The sequence below is a fragment of the Enterobacter sp. CGMCC 5087 genome (assembly GCF_003144775.1).
Taxonomy (GTDB): Bacteria; Pseudomonadota; Gammaproteobacteria; order Enterobacterales; family Enterobacteriaceae; genus Enterobacter; species Enterobacter cloacae_M.
In genome coordinates this window covers 1-18,640 of record NZ_QFXN01000144.1, presented here as the reverse complement: position 1 = coordinate 18,640, position 18,640 = coordinate 1, and the positions used below count along the sequence as shown (strand labels likewise).

Genomic DNA, 18,640 nt, shown 5'->3' with positions numbered 1-18,640 from the left:
GATCATGACGCCTTCTGGCTCGGCTTGCTGCCGGGCATACCGGCGGTGGTCGCTTTTTTATGCAGCGGACGGCGGCATTTGATACCACGCTTTTGGGGCGCGCTTCGCTGGCTGCTGATCCTCGCCCAGATTGCGCTGCTCTTCTGGCAGCCGGTACTCTGGTGGTACGGTGAACCGCTGACGGGTACCGGCGTTGCGCTGGTGGTTGCCGATATTGTGGCCCTGCTGTGGCTGCTGACCAACCCGCGTCTTCGCGCCTGTTTTGCGCATCAGGATGATTAATCCGGCACTTTTTGCCGATGTCGCACTCCAACAAGCGTTGATTTAACAAGAAAGGACGTTTCAATGAAATCGCTGCGTTTACTTTTATGCGCTCTCCCGCTGGCGTTGACCGGCTGTTCGACGCTCTCCTCCATTAACTGGTCCGCCGCGTATCCGTGGAACTGGTTTGGCTCATCAACGGAAGTGACCGAGCAGGGCGTGGGGAAAATTACCGCCGCGACGGCGCTGGATCAGGACGCTATTCAGGATGCGCTCAGCGGCGATTACCGCCTGCGCAGCGGCATGAAAACGGAGAATGGCAATATTGTTCGCTATTACGAAGCGCTGAAGGGCGACAAGCTGGCGCTGGTGATTAACGGTGACAAAGGCACCGTAAACCGTATCGCTGTGATGGATGAAGATATTCCGACGGCGAGCGGTGTAAAGGTGGGTACGCCGTTTAGCGAGCTTTATAAGCAGGCTTTTGGCAACTGCACCAGCGTGCCGTCTGACGACAAGGTCGCGGTGGAATGTAAGGCTGAAGGCAGCCAGCACATCAGCTATGTCTTCACCGGAACCTGGAGCGGTCCGGAAGGTCTGATGCCGTCTGACGACACGCTCAAAAGCTGGAAAGTGAGCAAAATACTCTGGAAGCAGTAATTTGCGCCTGAACAAACCGCCTCGCTGAAATCTGGGTATAATAGCCGCCATCAATGCCACGCTGACGTGGCATCTTTATTTCAGGAGGAGCGATGTCTCAGGTTCAGAGTGGCATTTTGCCAGAACATTGCCGCGCGGCGATTTGGATTGAAGCCAATGTTAAAGGGGACGTGGATGCCCTGCGTGCGGCCAGTAAAGCGTTTGTTGATAAGCTGGCCACCTTCCAGGCCAAATTCCCGGAAGCCCACCTCGGCGCCGTTGTTGCCTTTGGCAATAACGTCTGGCGTCAGCTGAGCGGTGGCGAAGGGGCGGAAGAGCTGAAAGACTTCATCCCTTACGGCAAAGGCCTGGCTCCGGCAACCCAGTACGACGTGCTGATCCACATTCTCTCCCTGCGTCACGACGTGAACTTTTCCGTTGCCCAGGCGGCAGTAGCGGCCTTTGGCGACAGCATTGAGGTGCAGGAAGAGGTTCACGGCTTCCGCTGGGTAGAAGAGCGCGATCTGAGCGGCTTCGTCGACGGCACCGAAAACCCGGCGGGTGAAGAGACGCGTCGCGACGTGGCGGTGATCAAAGACGGCGTGGACGCGGGCGGCAGCTACGTGTTCGTGCAGCGCTGGGAGCACAACCTCAAGCAGCTTAACCGCATGAGCGTGCACGATCAGGAGATGATGATTGGCCGCACTAAAGAAGCCAACGAAGAGATCGACGGCGACGACCGTCCAGTAACCTCTCACCTGTCCCGCGTTGATCTCAAAGAAGACGGAAAAGGGCTGAAGATTGTTCGCCAGAGTCTGCCTTACGGCACGGCAAGCGGCACGCACGGCCTCTACTTCTGCGCGTACTGCGCGCGCCTCTATAACATCGAGCAGCAGCTGCTGAGCATGTTCGGCGATACCGACGGCAAGCGCGACGCCATGCTGCGCTTCACCAAACCGGTGACCGGCGGCTATTACTTTGCGCCGTCCGTTGAGCGTCTGCTGGCGCTGTAATGTCCTTTCTCCCTCTCCCTGCGGGAGAGGGCTGGGGTGAAAGCATCAGGCCTCACCCTTATTCCCTTTTCTGCTTCTAAATCACCAAACGGTATATAAAACCGTTACTCCTTTCATCCCCGTTATAAATATTATGACTATAAGATAGTCATCACATTTATAAGGGTGCGCAATGGCCGTTACTGTACTGAAAAAAGGAACTCTGGCGCTGGCAGGTTTACTGCTGGTGGCACAGGCGCAGGCGACTGAACTGTTAAACAGTTCGTATGACGTCTCCCGCGAGCTGTTTGCCGCCCTTAATCCCCCGTTTGAACAGCAGTGGGCGAAAGACAATAACGGCGACAAGCTGACCATCAAGCAGTCCCATGCCGGATCGTCCAAGCAGGCGCTGGCGATTTTGCAGGGCCTGAAAGCGGATGTGGTGACCTACAACCAGGTGACTGACGTGCAGATCCTGCATGACAAAGGCAAGCTCATCCCGGCGGACTGGCAGAGTCGTCTGCCGAACAACAGCTCCCCGTTCTATTCCACCATGGGCTTCCTGGTGCGTAAGGGCAACCCGAAGAATATCCACGACTGGAGCGACCTGGTGCGTTCCGACGTGAAGCTGATTTTCCCGAATCCAAAAACCTCCGGTAACGCTCGCTACACCTATTTAGCCGCGTGGGGCGCGGCCGACAAGGCTGACGGTAATGATAAAGCCAAAACCGAGCAGTTCATGACCCAGTTCCTGAAAAACGTCGAAGTGTTTGATACCGGCGGCCGCGGGGCGACAACGACCTTCGCGGAGCGCGGTCTCGGCGACGTGCTGATCAGCTTTGAATCGGAAGTGAATAACATCCGCAAACAGTATGAAGCGCAGGGCTTCGAGGTCGTTATCCCGAAAACCAACATCCTGGCCGAGTTCCCGGTGGCGTGGGTGGATAAAAACGTGCAGACAAACGGTACCGAGAAAGCGGCAAAAGCCTATCTCAACTACCTGTACAGCCCGCAGGCGCAGACCATCATTACCGATTACTACTACCGCGTGAACAACCCGGACGTAATGAACAAGCTGAAAGATAAGTTCCCGCAGACCGATTTGTTCCGCGTCGAAGATCATTTCGGCTCCTGGCCTGATGTGATGAAAACGCATTTTGCCAGCGGCGGTGAGTTAGACAAACTGCTGGCGGCGGGGCATAAGTAATGTTTGCAGTTTCGACAAAACGCGTGCTGCCGGGCTTTACCTTAAGCCTCGGGACAAGCCTGCTGTTCGTCTGCCTGATCCTGCTGTTGCCGCTCAGCGCGCTGGTGATGCAGCTTGCTCAGATGAGCTGGGCGCAGTACTGGGACGTGGTCACCAACCCGCAGGTGGTGGCGGCCTACAAGGTGACGCTGCTGTCGGCGTTTGTTGCCTCCATTTTTAACGGCGTGTTTGGCCTGCTGATGGCGTGGATCTTAACCCGCTATCGCTTCCCGGGCCGCACGCTGCTTGACGCCCTGATGGATCTGCCGTTTGCGCTGCCGACGGCGGTGGCGGGCTTAACCCTCGCGTCGCTCTTCTCTGTGAACGGGCTGTACGGCGAGTGGCTGGCGAAATTTGATATCAAAGTGACCTACACCTGGCTCGGTATCGCGGTGGCGATGGCCTTTACCAGCATCCCGTTTGTGGTCCGTACCGTGCAGCCGGTGCTGGAAGAGTTGGGTCCGGAATACGAAGAAGCGGCGGAAACGCTGGGTGCCACGCGCTGGCAGAGCTTCCGCAAGGTGGTTCTGCCGGAACTCTCTCCGGCGCTGATGGCGGGCGTTGCGCTGTCGTTTACCCGCAGCCTCGGTGAGTTCGGCGCGGTGATTTTTATCGCCGGGAACATCGCCTGGAAAACTGAAGTCACCTCGCTGATGATTTTCATCCGTTTGCAGGAGTTTGATTATCCGGCGGCGAGCGCGATTGCCTCGGTGATCCTGGCGGCCTCGCTGCTGCTGCTGTACTCGATTAACACTCTGCAAAGTCGCTTTGGTCGACGTGTGGTAGGTCACTGATGGCGGAAGTTACGCAATTGAAGCGATACGATGCACCCCGCATCAACTGGGGTAAATGGTTTCTGATTGGGGCGGGCGTGCTGGTTTCCGCCCTCATTCTCGTCGTGCCGACGGTTTATATCTTCGTTCAGGCATTCAGCAAGGGCCTGATGCCCGCGCTGGAAAACCTGGCGAACCCGGATATGCTGCATGCCATCTGGCTGACCGTGCTGATTGCGTTGATCACCGTGCCGGTGAACCTCGTGTTCGGGACCCTGTTGGCCTGGCTGGTGACGCGCTTCAACTTTCCGGGACGTCAGCTGCTGCTGACCCTGCTGGATATTCCGTTTGCCGTGTCGCCGGTGGTGGCCGGTCTGGTGTACCTGCTCTTTTACGGCTCCAACGGTCCGCTGGGCGGCTGGCTGGATGAGCATAACCTGCAAATCATGTTCGCCTGGCCGGGCATGGTTCTGGTCACCATCTTCGTGACCTGTCCGTTTGTGGTGCGTGAGCTGGTGCCGGTGATGTTAAGCCAGGGGAGCAACGAAGACGAAGCGGCGGTACTACTGGGCGCGTCAGGCTGGCAGATGTTCCGTCGCGTGACGCTGCCGAACATTCGCTGGGCGCTGCTTTACGGCGTGGTGCTGACCAACGCCCGCGCGATTGGTGAGTTTGGTGCCGTGTCCGTCGTCTCCGGCTCCATCCGGGGTGAAACCCTGTCGCTGCCGCTCCAGATTGAGCTGCTGCAGCAGGACTACAACACCATCGGCTCGTTTACTGCCGCAGCGTTGCTGACGCTGATGGCCATCTTGACCCTGTTTTTGAAGAGTGTGGTGCAGTGGCGTTTAGAAAATCAGGAAAAACGTCAGCATCAGGAGGGAAATCATGAGCATTGAGATTGCCAATATTAAGAAGTCTTTTGGTCGCACCCAGGTGCTGAATGATATCTCGCTGGATATCCCTTCCGGACAAATGGTGGCGCTGCTGGGACCGTCCGGCTCGGGCAAAACCACGCTGCTGCGTATTATCGCCGGGCTTGAGCATCAGACCAGCGGACACATCCGCTTCCACGGCACCGACGTGAGTCGCCTGCACGCCCGCGATCGTAAAGTAGGCTTTGTGTTCCAGCATTATGCGCTGTTCCGCCACATGACCGTGTTCGACAACATCGCGTTTGGCCTGACCGTGCTGCCGCGTCGCGAGCGTCCGGATACGGCAACCATTAAGGCCAAAGTGACCAAACTGCTGGAGATGGTGCAGCTGGCTCACCTGGCGGACCGTTTCCCGGCCCAGCTGTCCGGCGGGCAGAAACAGCGCGTGGCGCTGGCGCGCGCGCTGGCCGTTGAGCCGCAAATTCTGCTGCTGGATGAACCCTTCGGCGCGCTGGATGCGCAGGTGCGTAAAGAGCTGCGCCGCTGGCTGCGTCAGCTGCATGAGGAGCTGAAATTCACCAGCGTCTTCGTGACCCACGACCAGGAAGAGGCGATGGAGGTCGCGGATCGCGTGGTGGTCATGAGCCAGGGCAACATTGAGCAGGTTGACGAGCCGGAGCAGCTCTGGCGCGAGCCGGCGACCCGCTTCGTGCTGGAGTTTATGGGCGAGGTAAACCGTCTTCAGGGTACTATTCGCGGCGGACAGTTCCATGTTGGCGCGCACCGCTGGCCGCTGGGCTATACCTCCGCGCATCAGGGGCCGGTCGATCTGTTCCTGCGTCCGTGGGAAGTGGACGTGAGCCGCCGAACCAGCCTGGATTCACCGCTGCCGGTGCAGGTGCTGGAAGCTAGCCCTAAAGGTCACTACACCCAATTGGTGGTACAGCCGCTGGGCTGGTATACCGAGCCGCTGACCGTGGTCATGCGCGACGACGTGCCGCCGCACCGGGGTGAGCGCCTGTTTGTCGGGCTGCAGCATGCCCGGATTTATCACGGGAAGGAGCGCATCGAGACGCGCGAGGATATTGCTCTGGCGGAGTCAGCCTGATAGGTTATTAGGATGTTTATCGCCCGGTGGCGCTGCGCTGACCGGGCCTACAGTTATCACTGCGTCTTGTAGGCCGGGATCGCTGCGCGCGCCCCGGCTTTTTTATTGAGTAAAAATCGTGAATACACTCGAACACACCATCGGCAACACTCCTCTGGTCAAACTTCAGCGCATGGGGCCGGACAACGGCAGCGAAATCTGGGTCAAACTCGAAGGCAACAACCCGGCGGGGTCGGTGAAAGACCGAGCGGCGCTGTCGATGATTGTCCAGGCCGAAAAACGCGGAGAAATTAAGCCAGGCGACGTGCTGATAGAGGCCACCAGCGGCAATACCGGTATCGCCCTGGCGATGATTGCGGCGCTGAAAGGCTACCGCATGAAGCTGCTGATGCCGGACAACATGAGCCAGGAGCGCCGCGCCGCGATGCGTGCCTACGGGGCCGAGCTGATTCTGGTGACCAAAGAGCAGGGAATGGAAGGCGCACGCGACTTAGCGCTGGAGATGGCCGGGCGCGGTGAAGGTAAACTGCTGGATCAGTTCAACAATCCGGACAACCCGTACGCGCACTACACCACCACCGGCCCGGAAATCTGGCAGCAAACCGACGGGCGTATCACCCATTTTGTCTCCAGCATGGGCACCACCGGCACCATTACCGGGGTATCGCGTTTTCTGCGCGAGCAGGAAAAAGCCGTCACCATCGTTGGCCTCCAGCCGGAAGAGGGGAGCAGCATTCCGGGCATTCGCCGCTGGCCGGCGGAGTATATGCCCGGCATCTTTAATGCGCAGCTGGTGGACCAGGTGCTGGATCTTCACCAGCGCGAGGCGGAAAATACCATGCGTGAGCTGGCCGTGCGCGAAGGTATCTTCTGCGGCGTCAGCTCGGGCGGCGCGGTAGCGGGTGCGATTCGGGTAGCGCAGGCAAACCCGGGGGCGGTAATAGTTGCGATTATTTGCGATCGCGGCGATCGCTATCTGTCTACCGGCATCTTTGGTGAAGAGAGTTATTCGCAGGGGGCGGGGATTTAAGCGTCATGGAGATGATTCTATTCCGGGATAATACCCGGGCGCAGCAAACCGATATTGTCGCGGTGCAGTCGCAGGTGGTTTACGGCAGCGTGGGGAACAGCATTGCGGTACCGAATATTCGTACCCACAGGCTGAACGTTACCGCCGTGCCGACGGTACTGTTTAGCAACACGCCGCACTACGACACGTTTTATGGTGGAGTGATCCCCGACGAGTGGTTCAGCGGCTATCTTAAGGCACTGGAAGAGCGCGAGATCCTGCGCGAGCTTAAGGCGGTCACCACCGGCTATATGGGCAGCGCCAGCCAGATCGTCCTGCTGTCTCAATGGCTGAAGGCGGTCAAAGCGCAGCATCCTGACCTGCTGGTGCTGGTCGACCCGGTTATCGGCGATATCGACAGCGGTATGTACGTGAAGCCAGAGATCCCGCAGGCGTATCGGGAACACCTGCTGCCGCTGGCGCAGGGGATCACGCCAAACGTCTACGAGCTGGAAGTGTTAAGCGGCAAACCGTGCCGTACGCCGGAAAGCGCCATCTCTGCGGCGCAGGGACTGCTCTCCGACAGCCTGAAATGGGTGGCGATCACCAGCGCGCCGGTGGCCGATGACCCGGAAAACATCCACGTAGTGCTGGTGACGAATGAAGGCGTGACCGTCAGCGCGCATCCGCGCGTAGAAACCGATCTGAAAGGGACGGGCGACCTGTTCTGTTCAGAACTGGTGAGCGGAATTGTTGAGGGAAAAACCGTTGCCGACGCCATTCGCATGGCCGGCGATCGGGTGACTGATGTGATGCTTTATACCCAGTCGAAAGGCTACGACGAGCTTATCCTACCGGCATAAACAAAAATGGCGCCCGAAGGCGCCATTTTTCTGTGCTGCAAGAATTACTTCTTGATGCGGATAACCGGGGTTTCACCCACGGTGACGCTGCCAGACAGTTTGATCAGTTCTTTGATTTCGTCCATGTTGGAGATAACAACCGGCGTCAGGGTAGACTTGGCTTTTTCTTCCAGCAGTGGCAGATCGAATTCAATTACCGGGTCGCCAACTTTAACACGCTGGCCTTCTTCCGCGATACGTTTGAAGCCTTCGCCTTTCAGTTCAACGGTGTCGATACCGAAGTGAACGAACAGTTCGATACCGCTATCAGATTCGATAGAGAACGCATGGTTGGTTTCAAAAATTTTACCGATGGTGCCGTCAACTGGAGCAACCATTTTGTTGCCAGTTGGTTTGATAGCAATGCCATCACCAACGATTTTCTCAGCAAACACTACATCCGGCACGTCTTCGATGTTGACGATCTCGCCGGAGAGCGGAGCAACAATCTCAATAGTTCCGGAGTCTTTCTTATCATCAGAAACCAGAGATTTCAGTTTATCGAACAAACCCATGATCTTCTCCTAAGCAGTAATTTGGGCCGCATCTCGTGGATTAGCAGATTGTTTTTTCTTCAATGAACTTGTTAACCAGCGTCATTAACTCGTCCGTTGTCGGTTGAGCAAGAGCCTGCTCTGCTAACACCTTCGCATCTTCGAAGTTCGTGTTACGGATAATCTTCTTAATGCGCGGGATGGAAATGGCGCTCATAGAGAATTCGTCCAGACCCATACCCAGCAACAGAAGTGTAGCACGTTCGTCGCCTGCAAGCTCACCACACATGCCAGTCCATTTACCTTCTGCATGAGAAGCATCAATAACTTGCTTGATCAAGTTCAGTACGGACGGTGACATTGGCTGGTAGAGATGTGAAATCATATCATTACCACGGTCAACTGCCAGGGTGTACTGCGTTAAATCATTGGTGCCGATACTAAAGAAATCAACTTCTTTGGCTAAATGACGCGCAATGGTCGCCGCCGCAGGTGTTTCCACCATTACGCCGATCTCGATTGACTCGTCAAACGCTTTACCTTCGTCGCGCAGTTCCTGTTTGTAGATTTCGATCTCTTTCTTCAGTGCACGCACTTCTTCAACAGAGATGATCATCGGGAACATGATGCGCAGTTTACCGAAAGCAGAGGCACGCAGGATCGCGCGAACCTGGTCACGCAGGATCTCTTTACGATCCATCGCGATACGGATTGCACGCCAGCCCAGGAACGGGTTCTCTTCTTTCGGGAAGTTCATGTACGGCAGCTCTTTGTCGCCACCGATGTCCATGGTACGGACGATAACCGCCTGAGAGCCACAGGCTTCAGCAACGGCTTTATAGGCAGCAAACTGCTCTTCTTCCGTTGGCAGCGCGTCGCGGTCCATGAACAGGAATTCTGTACGATAGAGACCTACGCCTTCCGCACCGTTGCGCTCAGCGCCATCAACGTCGCGGACGGTGCCGATGTTTGCGCACACTTCTACCTGATGGCCGTCCAGGGTGATGGCTGGCAGGTCTTTCAGCTTAGCGAGTTCCGCTTTTTCAGTCGCAACCTGCTCCTGAACCGCGCGCAGTTTATCGATCTCTTCATTAGTTGGGTTGACGTAAACCAGATTGTTTACGGCATCCAGAATCAGATAGTCGCCGTTTTTCACCTGAGAGGTGACGCTACCGGTACCCACGATGGCAGGCAGTTCCAGAGAGCGCGCCATGATAGAGGTGTGGGAGGTACGGCCACCCGCGTCGGTGATGAAACCGAGGACCTTTTTCAGGTTCAGCTGTGCGGTTTCAGACGGGGTGAGGTCAGCGGCAACCAGGATGACTTCATCCTGAATCGCGCTCAGATCGATGATGGCCAGACCCAGGATGTTGCGCAGCAGGCGCTTACCGATGTCACGTACGTCAGCCGCACGCTCTTTCAGGTATTCATCATCCAGTTCTTCCAGGGCAGTTGCCTGACCTTCAATAACTTCATGCGCAGCCGCGTCGGCCGTCATGCCTTTATCTTTAATCAGGGCTATGATTTCCTGCTCCAGCTCCTCATCTTCGAGCAGCATGATGTGCCCTTCGAAGATGGCTTCTTTTTCTTCACCGAAAGTTTCGCCAGCTTTAGTTTTGATTGCTTCCAGTTGCGCAGATGCCTTGGCACGACCGCTCAGAAAACGTTCAACTTCCTGATCAACCTTGTCGGCAGAAATTTTTTTCCGGTCGATGACGATCTCGTCTTCTTTCAGCAGCAGTGCTTTGCCGAAAGCGATACCCGGGGATGCTAAAATGCCTGAAATCATAACCCTACCTTACTTGTGACTGATATTTAAAAGAACCCGGAAACTTACTCGAGCTCAGCCATCAGTTTTACCAGATGCTCAACTGCTTTCTGCTCGTCTTCACCTTCTGCAGAAATGGTGACAACAGTGCCCTGAGTCAGGCCCAGAGTCTGCAGTTTGAACAGGCTTTTTGCGCTCGCGCTTTTGCCGTTGGAAGTCACAGTGATTTCAGAAGTGAAGCCTTTTGCTTCTTTAACAAACTGAGCAGCAGGGCGGGTGTGCAGACCGTTCGGAGCGGTAATGGTAACTTCTTGCTGGAACATTGTATTTCCCCAACTTATAGGTTTAGTGTTGTGGAACTAAAGTCTAGCCTGGCGACTGAACTTTAGCCTGTATTGTTAGCGCTGACGTTTCGATCGTCATTAAACATTATGCAGCGAAAGCAAGACTTGAACCAAATCATAAAATCGATTCAGCAAGGCTATTTCATTCACCGATTAATTTCACGCATCAAAATAATTGCTGGTTTAAATACCAGACCCAACGGGGTGAAGCAATGCCAGGAGGGGCAAAAGTTTGAAGCAGGCCACAAAAAAGCACCTGAAAAGGTGCTTTTTTACGCGTTATTAACATGCTGGCACTACTGTTGCAGCTCTTTTTCGGTAAACAGATCGGCAAACAGTGCGGTGCTCAAGTAACGCTCGCCCGAAGAAGGAAGGATAACCACAATATTCTTATTGGTAAAGGCTTCGTCTTCCTGCAGCTTGAGTGCTGCCGCAACGGCCGCACCGGAAGAGATACCCGCCAGAATGCCTTCTTCATCCATCAGGCGACGCGCGGTAGAAATGGCTTCTTCGTTAGTGATAGTCACCACTTTATCGATTAGCTTCAGATCCAGGTTGCCCGGAATGAAGCCTGCGCCAATACCCTGAATTTTATGTGGGCCTGGCTTAAGCTCTTCACCCGCCAGTGCCTGGGTGATAACCGGTGAGTCAGTCGGCTCAACGGCAACGGTGATCAGGTCTTTTTTACCCTTTGTGCCTTTAATATAGCGTGACACGCCGGTCAGCGTACCGCCGGTACCCACGCCGGAGATAAAGACGTCAACCTGGCCGTCTGTATCTTCCCAGATTTCCGGACCGGTGGTCTTCTCGTGAATTTCCGGGTTTGCCGGGTTGCTGAACTGCTGCAGCAGCAGATATTTCGCCGGATCGCTGGCCACAATCTCTTCGGCTTTCTGAATGGCGCCCTTCATGCCCTTCGCGCCTTCGGTCAGCACCAGGTTCGCGCCTAGCGCTTTAAGCAGCTTACGACGCTCGATGCTCATGGTTTCTGGCATAGTCAGCGTCAGCTTGTAGCCGCGTGCGGCAGCCACATAGGCCAGAGCGATACCGGTGTTACCACTGGTCGGTTCCACCAGCTCAACGCCAGGCTTCAGTACGCCACGTTTTTCAGCATCCCAAATCATGTTTGCACCGATACGGCATTTTACGCTGAAGCTCGGGTTACGTGATTCGACCTTCGCCAGAATGCGTCCATTACCGATACGGTTCAGTCGAACCAGGGGCGTATGACCGATAGTCAGCGAGTTGTCTTCATAAATCTTACTCATGGCCTGTCCTTAACTGTATGAAATTGGGATACCGACCCAGCATACCTGTTGAGCAGGTAGGGGGAAGTAAGGAATTCGCATATCTATATACTGCAAGGAAATAATGGGGATCAGTATGGAATAAGGGGCGGCATAAGCCACCCCTGCTTTACACATTTTTGCATTATTTCCATAACGCGTGCTTAGCACGGTAGCAGTCGACCCACATCGCCGTCGCGCCGCAGACGGCGACGGGCATGATGAAGAGATTCAGGAAGGGAATCATGGTGAACAGGCTGGTCAGCGCGCCAAACTGCATATTGGCGACCTTCTGACTGCGCAGGGCAGTGCGCATCTCTTTAAACGGCACCTTGTGGTTATCGAACGGATAGTCGCAGTACTGGATGGCCAGCATCCAGGCGCTGAACAGGAACCACAGCACCGGCGCCACCGTCTGGCCAATGCCTGGCACAAAGTAGAGGATAAGCAGCACAATCGCGCGGGGCAGGTACCAGGCAAACTTCTGCCACTCGCGCTTCATGATGCGTGGCAGGTCTTTCATGATCCCCAGCACGCCCGTGTCCGGCGGCGTCGCACCGGTAAGCCGCGCTTCAAGCTGTTCCGCCAGCAGACCGTTAAACGGCGCGGCTATCCAGTTGGCAATCGTCGAAAAGAAGTACCCAAACACCAGCAGCACGGAGATCACCGCTACCGGCCAGAGCAGGTAGTTAAGCCACTGCAGCCAGTCCGGCACGTAACTCATCAGCGACGGGATCCAGCTCTCCAGCTTTGTGAACAGCCACCAGAACGCGCCGCCCATCAGAATAATGTTGATCAATAGCGGCAGAATGACGAAGCGTCGAATCCCCGGCAGGGAGACCAGTTTCCAGCCCTGAGAAAAATACCAGACGCCGCTGCGCGGGGGAGAAGAAGATGTTGAAACCATAGCCAGGCTGTACTCCTTTTTACACAACCAGTGGAATTGCCCGCCTATATTATCCACTTACGGAGCAATGACCAGTTCGGAAATGTTCGAAAAACCAGCAAAAAGCACGATTTCCTTCATCTTTATGCTGTGAATGCTCTGCACACACTTGCACTTGACGTAAACGGCAAATACTCTTAGTGAGTAAATGTTTGCCGTGGTGGCAAGGTGTTAGAACAACAGAGAATATAATGATGCAGGATTTGCGTCTGATATTAATCATTGTTGGCGCGATCGCCATAATCGCTTTACTGGTACATGGTTTCTGGACCAGCCGTAAAGAGCGTTCCTCGATGTTTCGCGATCGCCCACTGAAGCGCATGAAGTCCAGTCGTGACGACGATGACAGTGAAGATGACATCGACGGCAGCGATGACGACGGCGTGGGTGAAGTTCGTGTTCATCGGGTCAATACTGCGCCCGGCGCAGGCCATGGGGAGCATGAAGCGCCTCGTCCTTCGCAGCACCAGTATCAACCGCCGTATGCTTCTGCACAGCCGCGCCAGCCAGCGCCGCAGCCTGTGGAAGAACCGGTGCGCCAGCCGCCGCAACAGCCTGTTTATCAGCAGCCTGCTGCGCCACAGCCGGTTCAACAGCAGCCGGTGCAGCAGCCCGTGCAGCAACAGCCTGCTCAGCCGGTACAACAACCGCAGCAGCCTGTTCACGTACAGCCTGCTCCGGCCCCGCACGTTGAGCCAGAGCCCGTTGTAGAGCCTGAGCCGGTTGTTGAAAAACCACAGCGTAAAGAAGCGGTGATCATCATGAACGTGGCCGCGCATCACGGCAGCCATCTTAACGGTGACGTGCTGCTCAACAGTATTCAACAGGCAGGATTCAAGTTTGGTGATATGAACATTTTCCATCGCCATCTAAGCCCTGACGGTAGCGGCCCGGCGCTGTTCAGCCTGGCCAACATGGTTAACCCCGGCACCTTTGATCCGGAAATGACCGGTGATTTCGTGACCCCGGGCGTCACTATCTTTATGCAGGTGCCTTCTTACGGCGACGAACTGCAAAACTTTAAGCTGATGCTGCAGTCCGCTCAGCACATCGCTGACGAAGTCGGTGGTGTGGTGCTCGACGATCAGCGTCGAATGATGACTCCGCAGAAGCTGCGCGAGTATCAGGACCGCATCCGCGAAGTTAAGGAAGCTAACGCGTAATAGTCGCGCTTACTTCAACTCCTCCTCAACCCCCGCCTGTCGGGGGTTTTTTCTCATTGATGGTGCGATATGGACTCAATCGAACAACAACTCACTGAACTGCGAACCACGCTTCGCCATCATGAATATCTCTATCATGTTATGGACGCGCCGGAAGTCCCGGATGCCGAATATGACCGCCTGATGCGCGAGCTGCGTGAACTAGAGGCGCAGCATCCGGAGCTTATCACGCCGGATTCCCCCACCCAGCGCGTCGGCGCTGAGCCGCTGGGCGCTTTCAGCCAGGTGCGCCATGAGGTGCCGATGCTGTCGCTGGATAACGTCTTCGATGAAGAGAGCTTCCTCGCGTTTAACAAGCGCGTGCAGGATCGCCTGAAAAGCAGCGACTCCCTCACCTGGTGCTGCGAGCTCAAGCTGGATGGCCTGGCGGTCAGCCTTCTCTACGAAAACGGCGTGCTGGTGCGTGCCGCAACGCGTGGCGACGGTACGACGGGCGAAGACATCACTACCAACGTGCGTACCATCCGTGCGATCCCGCTGAAGCTGCAGGGTGACAACATTCCCGCGCGTCTGGAAGTGCGCGGCGAGGTGTTCCTGCCCCAGGCGGGCTTCGAGAAAATTAACGACGAGGCGCGTCGCACCGGCGGTAAGGTGTTTGCTAACCCGCGTAATGCGGCGGCAGGCTCTCTGCGCCAGCTTGACCCGCGTATTACCGCGAAGCGACCGCTTACTTTCTTCTGCTACGGCGTCGGTATTCTGGAGGGCGGCGAGCTGCCGGATACGCACCTCGGACGCCTGCTGCAGTTTAAAGCGTGGGGCCTGCCGGTGAGCAACCGCGTTCAGCTCTGCGACTCGCCGGAAGCGGTGCTGGCGTTCTACCACAAGGTGGAAGAGGACCGCCCGACGCTCGGGTTTGATATTGATGGCGTCGTCATCAAGGTGAATTCACTGGCGCTGCAGGAGCAGCTGGGCTTTGTGGCCCGCGCGCCGCGCTGGGCAGTGGCGTTTAAATTCCCTGCTCAGGAGCAGATGACTTTCGTTCGCGACGTGGAGTTCCAGGTTGGCCGTACGGGGGCGATTACCCCGGTCGCCCGTCTGGAGCCCGTGCAGGTTGCGGGCGTGCTGGTGAGTAATGCCACGCTGCATAACGCCGATGAAATCGAACGCCTCGGCCTGCGCATTGGTGACAAAGTGGTGATTCGCCGCGCGGGCGACGTTATCCCGCAGGTGGTTAACGTTGTGGAGTCAGAACGTCCTGCCGATACGCGCGAGATCGTCTTTCCGACCCACTGCCCGGTGTGCGGCTCCGACGTTGAGCGTGTGGAAGGCGAAGCGGTGGCGCGCTGTACGGGTGGCTTAATCTGTGGTGCGCAGCGTAAAGAGTCGCTGAAGCACTTCGTCTCCCGTCGGGCGATGGACGTTGACGGCATGGGCGACAAGATTATCGATCAGCTGGTTGAGAAAGAGTATGTCCATACGCCAGCGGATCTCTTCAGGCTGACGGCAGGTAAACTGACCGGTCTCGACCGCATGGGACCAAAGTCAGCCCAGAACGTGGTGAACGCGCTCGAAGCCGCCAAAGAGACCACCTTTGCCCGCTTCCTGTACGCGCTGGGCATCCGTGAAGTGGGTGAGGCGACGGCGGCGGGCCTGGCGGCGTACTTTGGTACGCTGGAGGCGCTGGAAAAGGCTAGCATCGACGAGCTGCAGAAAGTCCCTGACGTAGGCATTGTGGTCGCCACGCACGTCTTTAACTTCTTCGCCGAAGAGAGCAACCGTGAAGTCATCGGCAAGCTGCTGGAGGAGGGCATTAAGTGGCCCGCGCCGGTAGTGGTTAACGCCGAAGAGATCGACAGCCCGTTCGCCGGTAAAACGGTAGTCCTGACCGGCAGCCTGAGCCAGCTTTCACGCGACGATGCGAAAGCGCGCCTTGTGGCGCTGGGGGCCAAAGTGGCGGGCAGCGTGTCGAAGAAAACCGACCTGGTGATCGCCGGGGAAGCGGCGGGATCGAAGCTGGCGAAAGCCCAGGAGCTCGGCATTGAGGTTATCGACGAAGCGGAAATGATGCGTCTGTTAGGAGAGTAACGTGGAGAAAGAACAGCTCGTTGAAATAGCCAATACGGAGATGCCGTTCGGTAAATACAAGGGCCGCAGGCTGATTGATTTGCCGGAGGAGTATCTGCTGTGGTTTGCCCGTAAGGATGAATTCCCGGCAGGGCGGCTGGGCGAGCTGATGGCTATCACGTTACTGATCAAAACCGAGGGGCTGACCCAGCTGGTTCAGCCCCTGAAACGTCCTTAAGCCTTCGCGGCGCGGGTCTCTTCCTGCGCCAGCTTTTCGGTCTGGCGCTTGTAGCGACGCGCCAGCACCGCGCAGACCATCAGCTGGATCTGGTGGAAAATCATCAGCGGCAGCACCATCATCCCAATCACCGAGGTCGGGAAAAGAATATTGGCCATCGGGATACCGTTCGCCAGGCTCTTTTTGGAACCGCAGAAGACAATGGTGATTTCATCCGCTTTGCTGAAGCCGCACCTGCGTGCCACAAAGACGTTTACCGCAATCACAATCGCCAGCAGGACGAGGCTGACCACCACGATAAACAGCAGCGAGCCTGCGCCGACCTTATGCCAGATCCCGTTCACGACCGCTTCGCTGAAGGCGGAATAGACCACCAGCAGAATCGACGACTGGTCGGTTTTTGAGATCCATTTCTTGTGCTTTGCCACGAACGCCCCGGTCCATGGACGCGAGAGATGGCCGAGGACAAACGGCAACAGCAGCTGCAGGCAGATTTTTCCAACCTGCTCGAGATTGCCTTCCGCGCCGTGCATGTTCATCAGCAGGCCCACCAGCAGCGGGGAAACGAAAATCCCTAACAGGCTGGATGCCGATGCCGAGCAAACCGCGGCCGCAACGTTTCCTCCCGCGAGAGAGGTAAAGGCAATGGCGGACTGCACGGTAGCCGGCAGAATACAGAGATACAGGAAACCGGTGTAGAGCGCCGGGTCGACGTTAACCGGCGCCCACCAGGCAAACAGCACGCCGAGGATTGGGAACAGAATGAACGTGCTGCACATCACCCAGAGATGCAGCCGCCAGTGGCTACCGCCGGCAATAATGGCTTCGCGCGAGAGTTTTGCACCGTGCATAAAGAACAGCAGCGCGATGGCGGCCGTCGTCAGGCCTTCAAAAAACGGGACGAAGCCCCCGCGGGCGGGGAAAAACGAGGCCAGTAAAACGGTAACCACCAGGGTAAGCGTGAACGGATCAAGAATACGAAATAGTTTCATAATGACTCCTGAAATCAGATGTCGCTATTGTGCTTTTTTCTATTTGAGAAATAAAATTGATTTATTGCATCCATTCATGAATGAAACAGATGAATTATTCCCTACGTCAGCTTCGTATTTTCGTCACCGTCGCTCACGCCCGCAGCTTTAGCCGGGCAGGCGAGAAGATTGGCCTCAGCCAGTCGGCGGTCAGCCACAGCGTGAAAGAGCTGGAGAATCAGACCGGGGTGAAGTTGCTGGACCGCACCACGCGCGAAGTGGTGCTGACCGAAGCGGGGCAGCAGCTGGCCCTGCGCCTCGAACGGCTGCTGGATGAGCTGAACAGCACGCTCAGAGACGTGGGGAGGCTGGGGCAGCAGCTTTCGGGGACCGTGCGCGTCGCGGCCAGTCAGACAATCTCTGCGCACCTTATCCCTCAGTGTATTGCCGAGGGAAGCCACCGCTATCCGGACATTGATTTTGTCCTGCATGACAGGCCGCAACAGTGGGTGCTGGAAAGCATCCGCCAGGGCGATGTGGATTTTGGTATTGTGATCGATCCTGGCCAGGCGAGCGATCTGGCGTGTGAAAGCGTACTTTCCGAGCCATTCTTGCTGCTCTGCCGTGACGACGACCCGCTGGTCACGTTGCCGGAAGTCAGCTGGCAGTCCCTGACGGGCGCGAACCTGGTTTTACAGGATTATGCCTCGGGCAGTCGTCCGCTGATTGATTCCGCGCTGGTGAATCAGGGCGTAAAGGCAACGATCGTGCAGGAGATTGGTCACCCGGCGACGCTGTTTCCCATGGTGGAAGCCGGCATTGGCATCAGCGTGTTGCCCGCCCTGGCGCTTCCCCTGCCGCAGGGAAGCCGGCTGGCCGTCAGGCGATTAACGCCCGTTGTTGAGCGAAAGCTGATGCTGGTGCGGCGAAAAAATCGCTCACTCTCGGGGGCGGCGCAGGCTATCTGGGAAGTGGTGCGTATTCAGGCACAACGATTAACCGAAGCCCGCATACGCGACCCACTGTTTAACGCATCAGAAGATTAGATGTAGATATCAATCTGATTATTGTCTGAAGGGTTATTCACACCTTCCACTTTGCCCAGCTTTTGATCCTGCTTCTTTTGGGCCTCTTCTGCCTGCTGGCGCTGCAGTGAGGCGAGCTGCGCCTGAAGCACTTTGATCTGGGTCTGAATAAGTTCCTGCTGCTTCTTCTTCTCATCAGCGCTGCCGGTGCTGTTCGCCAGCTCTTTTAACTGCTGAGTCAGCTTTTTGATCTTGTCAATAATACTGCTGATCTGGGAAGCGATGTCGTTACTGCCAGAAGCGCCACTCCCACCGCTGCTGGTTTGAATCATTTGGGTTGAAGCTTGAATGGTCGTCATAGTATTTCCTCGCGTTATAAAACAGAGGTATCGGCACCAACGGGATTAGCTTGAGCAAAACTGCCATATCTGGCAGGGAGTAACATCGATACGCAATCAGTATTAATGATGCGTTACTGGAGGTCGAAAGTAGACAAACTGCGGATAGCAAAAAAGCGCCTTTAGGGCGCTTTTTTACAC

At 56.3% G+C, this 18,640-nt stretch carries 20 protein-coding genes; 13 read left to right on the top strand and 7 right to left on the bottom strand.

The genetic code is table 11. The features are described 5' to 3' along the window. The 9 genes from DEO48_RS13080 to pdxK all read left to right on the top strand — a co-directional run. Positions 1-282 (top strand): DUF2919 family protein (locus tag DEO48_RS13080; RefSeq protein WP_146198268.1); only part of this gene is annotated, 282 nt, incomplete at its 5' end. A gap of 63 nt (positions 283-345) precedes the next feature. Further along, positions 346-921 (top strand): RpoE-regulated lipoprotein, encoded by a 576-nt coding sequence (locus DEO48_RS13075; protein WP_109845414.1) that lies wholly within the window; start codon positions 346-348, stop codon positions 919-921. A 92-nt stretch (positions 922-1,013) separates the two neighbouring features. Then, complete coding sequence (locus DEO48_RS13070; RefSeq protein ID WP_023308735.1) at positions 1,014-1,913, top strand: Dyp-type peroxidase; 900 nt, start codon at positions 1,014-1,016, stop codon at positions 1,911-1,913. Between the two features lie 172 nt (positions 1,914-2,085). Beyond that, positions 2,086-3,099, top strand: coding sequence for a sulfate ABC transporter substrate-binding protein (locus DEO48_RS13065; RefSeq protein ID WP_109845413.1), 1,014 nt, complete (start codon positions 2,086-2,088; stop codon positions 3,097-3,099). Then, positions 3,099-3,932, top strand: a complete 834-nt coding sequence (cysT, locus tag DEO48_RS13060) for a sulfate/thiosulfate ABC transporter permease CysT (RefSeq protein WP_004123378.1) — start codon at positions 3,099-3,101, stop codon at positions 3,930-3,932. The genes DEO48_RS13065 and cysT overlap by 1 nt, the downstream gene beginning before the upstream one ends. Next, positions 3,932-4,807, top strand: a complete 876-nt coding sequence (gene cysW, locus DEO48_RS13055) for a sulfate/thiosulfate ABC transporter permease CysW (RefSeq protein WP_023308733.1) — start codon at positions 3,932-3,934, stop codon at positions 4,805-4,807. The genes cysT and cysW overlap by 1 nt, the downstream gene beginning before the upstream one ends. Beyond that, entirely contained in the window at positions 4,797-5,891 is a 1,095-nt protein-coding gene (cysA, locus tag DEO48_RS13050) for a sulfate/thiosulfate ABC transporter ATP-binding protein CysA (protein WP_023308732.1), read from the top strand. The genes cysW and cysA overlap by 11 nt, the downstream gene beginning before the upstream one ends. A gap of 118 nt (positions 5,892-6,009) precedes the next feature. Further along, positions 6,010-6,921, top strand: coding sequence for a cysteine synthase CysM (gene cysM / locus DEO48_RS13045; RefSeq protein ID WP_109845412.1), 912 nt, complete (start codon positions 6,010-6,012; stop codon positions 6,919-6,921). Between the two features lie 5 nt (positions 6,922-6,926). Then, positions 6,927-7,763: a pyridoxine/pyridoxal/pyridoxamine kinase gene (gene pdxK / locus DEO48_RS13040; RefSeq protein ID WP_109845411.1), complete on the top strand. Its 837-nt coding sequence runs from the start codon at positions 6,927-6,929 to the stop codon at positions 7,761-7,763. Positions 7,764-7,807: 44 nt separating this feature from the next. On the opposite strand, the gene crr is transcribed toward pdxK, so the two are convergent. From crr to cysZ, 5 genes are all read right to left on the bottom strand, one after another. After that, on the bottom strand, positions 7,808-8,317 hold the full coding sequence (gene crr, locus DEO48_RS13035; protein WP_003861316.1) for a PTS glucose transporter subunit IIA: 510 nt from the start codon (positions 8,315-8,317) through the stop codon (positions 7,808-7,810). A gap of 40 nt (positions 8,318-8,357) precedes the next feature. Continuing rightward, positions 8,358-10,085 (bottom strand): phosphoenolpyruvate-protein phosphotransferase PtsI, encoded by a 1,728-nt coding sequence (ptsI, locus tag DEO48_RS13030; RefSeq protein WP_023332954.1) that lies wholly within the window; start codon positions 10,083-10,085, stop codon positions 8,358-8,360. Positions 10,086-10,129: 44 nt separating this feature from the next. Further along, positions 10,130-10,387, bottom strand: a complete 258-nt coding sequence (ptsH, locus tag DEO48_RS13025; protein WP_000487600.1) for a phosphocarrier protein Hpr — start codon at positions 10,385-10,387, stop codon at positions 10,130-10,132. A gap of 317 nt (positions 10,388-10,704) precedes the next feature. Next, on the bottom strand, positions 10,705-11,676 hold the full coding sequence (gene cysK / locus DEO48_RS13010; RefSeq protein ID WP_014884739.1) for a cysteine synthase A: 972 nt from the start codon (positions 11,674-11,676) through the stop codon (positions 10,705-10,707). Between the two features lie 163 nt (positions 11,677-11,839). After that, positions 11,840-12,601: a sulfate transporter CysZ gene (gene cysZ, locus DEO48_RS13005; RefSeq protein WP_023308728.1), complete on the bottom strand. Its 762-nt coding sequence runs from the start codon at positions 12,599-12,601 to the stop codon at positions 11,840-11,842. Positions 12,602-12,831: 230 nt separating this feature from the next. On the opposite strand from cysZ, the gene zipA reads away from it, so the two are divergent. The 3 genes from zipA to DEO48_RS12990 all read left to right on the top strand — a co-directional run bounded on the left by zipA (position 12,832) and on the right by DEO48_RS12990 (position 16,105). Continuing rightward, positions 12,832-13,803, top strand: coding sequence for a cell division protein ZipA (gene zipA / locus DEO48_RS13000; protein ID WP_109845410.1), 972 nt, complete (start codon positions 12,832-12,834; stop codon positions 13,801-13,803). A 69-nt stretch (positions 13,804-13,872) separates the two neighbouring features. Further along, complete coding sequence (ligA, locus tag DEO48_RS12995) at positions 13,873-15,888, top strand: NAD-dependent DNA ligase LigA (protein WP_109845409.1); 2,016 nt, start codon at positions 13,873-13,875, stop codon at positions 15,886-15,888. A gap of 1 nt (position 15,889) precedes the next feature. Then, positions 15,890-16,105 carry a DUF3820 family protein gene (locus tag DEO48_RS12990; RefSeq protein WP_003861328.1) on the top strand — a complete coding sequence of 72 codons (216 nt, stop codon included), beginning with the start codon at positions 15,890-15,892 and terminating at the stop codon, positions 16,103-16,105. On the opposite strand, the gene DEO48_RS12985 is transcribed toward DEO48_RS12990, so the two are convergent. Further along, a complete protein-coding gene (locus DEO48_RS12985) occupies positions 16,102-17,097 on the bottom strand; it encodes a bile acid:sodium symporter family protein (protein ID WP_109845408.1) in 996 nt (331 codons plus the stop codon). The genes DEO48_RS12990 and DEO48_RS12985 overlap by 4 nt on opposite strands. Positions 17,098-17,186: 89 nt before the next feature. On the opposite strand from DEO48_RS12985, the gene DEO48_RS12980 reads away from it, so the two are divergent. After that, entirely contained in the window at positions 17,187-18,122 is a 936-nt protein-coding gene (locus DEO48_RS12980) for a LysR family transcriptional regulator (protein ID WP_109845407.1), read from the top strand. Here DEO48_RS12980 and DEO48_RS12975 read toward each other — a convergent pair. Further along, a complete protein-coding gene (locus DEO48_RS12975; protein WP_045355365.1) occupies positions 18,119-18,460 on the bottom strand; it encodes a FlxA-like family protein in 342 nt (113 codons plus the stop codon). The two genes, DEO48_RS12980 and DEO48_RS12975, sit on opposite strands and share 4 nt — an antisense overlap. Positions 18,461-18,640: the final 180 nt, after the last annotated feature.

Bases quoted from the DNA above. Each gene is read 5' to 3' on its own strand.
- DEO48_RS13075 (WP_109845414.1), top strand. From the start codon at position 346: ATGAAATCGCTGCGTTTACTTTTATGCGCTCTCCCGCTGGCGTTGACC.
- DEO48_RS13070 (WP_023308735.1), top strand. From the start codon at position 1,014: ATGTCTCAGGTTCAGAGTGGCATTTTGCCAGAACATTGCCGCGCGGCG.
- DEO48_RS13065 (WP_109845413.1), top strand. From the start codon at position 2,086: ATGGCCGTTACTGTACTGAAAAAAGGAACTCTGGCGCTGGCAGGTTTA.
- cysT (WP_004123378.1), top strand. From the start codon at position 3,099: ATGTTTGCAGTTTCGACAAAACGCGTGCTGCCGGGCTTTACCTTAAGC.
- cysW (WP_023308733.1), top strand. From the start codon at position 3,932: ATGGCGGAAGTTACGCAATTGAAGCGATACGATGCACCCCGCATCAAC.
- cysA (WP_023308732.1), top strand. From the start codon at position 4,797: ATGAGCATTGAGATTGCCAATATTAAGAAGTCTTTTGGTCGCACCCAG.
- pdxK (WP_109845411.1), top strand. From the start codon at position 6,927: ATGGAGATGATTCTATTCCGGGATAATACCCGGGCGCAGCAAACCGAT.
- crr (WP_003861316.1), bottom strand. From the start codon at position 8,317: ATGGGTTTGTTCGATAAACTGAAATCTCTGGTTTCTGATGATAAGAAA.
- ptsI (WP_023332954.1), bottom strand. From the start codon at position 10,085: ATGATTTCAGGCATTTTAGCATCCCCGGGTATCGCTTTCGGCAAAGCA.
- ptsH (WP_000487600.1), bottom strand. From the start codon at position 10,387: ATGTTCCAGCAAGAAGTTACCATTACCGCTCCGAACGGTCTGCACACC.
- cysK (WP_014884739.1), bottom strand. From the start codon at position 11,676: ATGAGTAAGATTTATGAAGACAACTCGCTGACTATCGGTCATACGCCC.
- cysZ (WP_023308728.1), bottom strand. From the start codon at position 12,601: ATGGTTTCAACATCTTCTTCTCCCCCGCGCAGCGGCGTCTGGTATTTT.
- zipA (WP_109845410.1), top strand. From the start codon at position 12,832: ATGATGCAGGATTTGCGTCTGATATTAATCATTGTTGGCGCGATCGCC.
- ligA (WP_109845409.1), top strand. From the start codon at position 13,873: ATGGACTCAATCGAACAACAACTCACTGAACTGCGAACCACGCTTCGC.
- DEO48_RS12985 (WP_109845408.1), bottom strand. From the start codon at position 17,097: ATGAAACTATTTCGTATTCTTGATCCGTTCACGCTTACCCTGGTGGTT.
- DEO48_RS12980 (WP_109845407.1), top strand. From the start codon at position 17,187: ATGAATTATTCCCTACGTCAGCTTCGTATTTTCGTCACCGTCGCTCAC.
- DEO48_RS12975 (WP_045355365.1), bottom strand. From the start codon at position 18,460: ATGACGACCATTCAAGCTTCAACCCAAATGATTCAAACCAGCAGCGGT.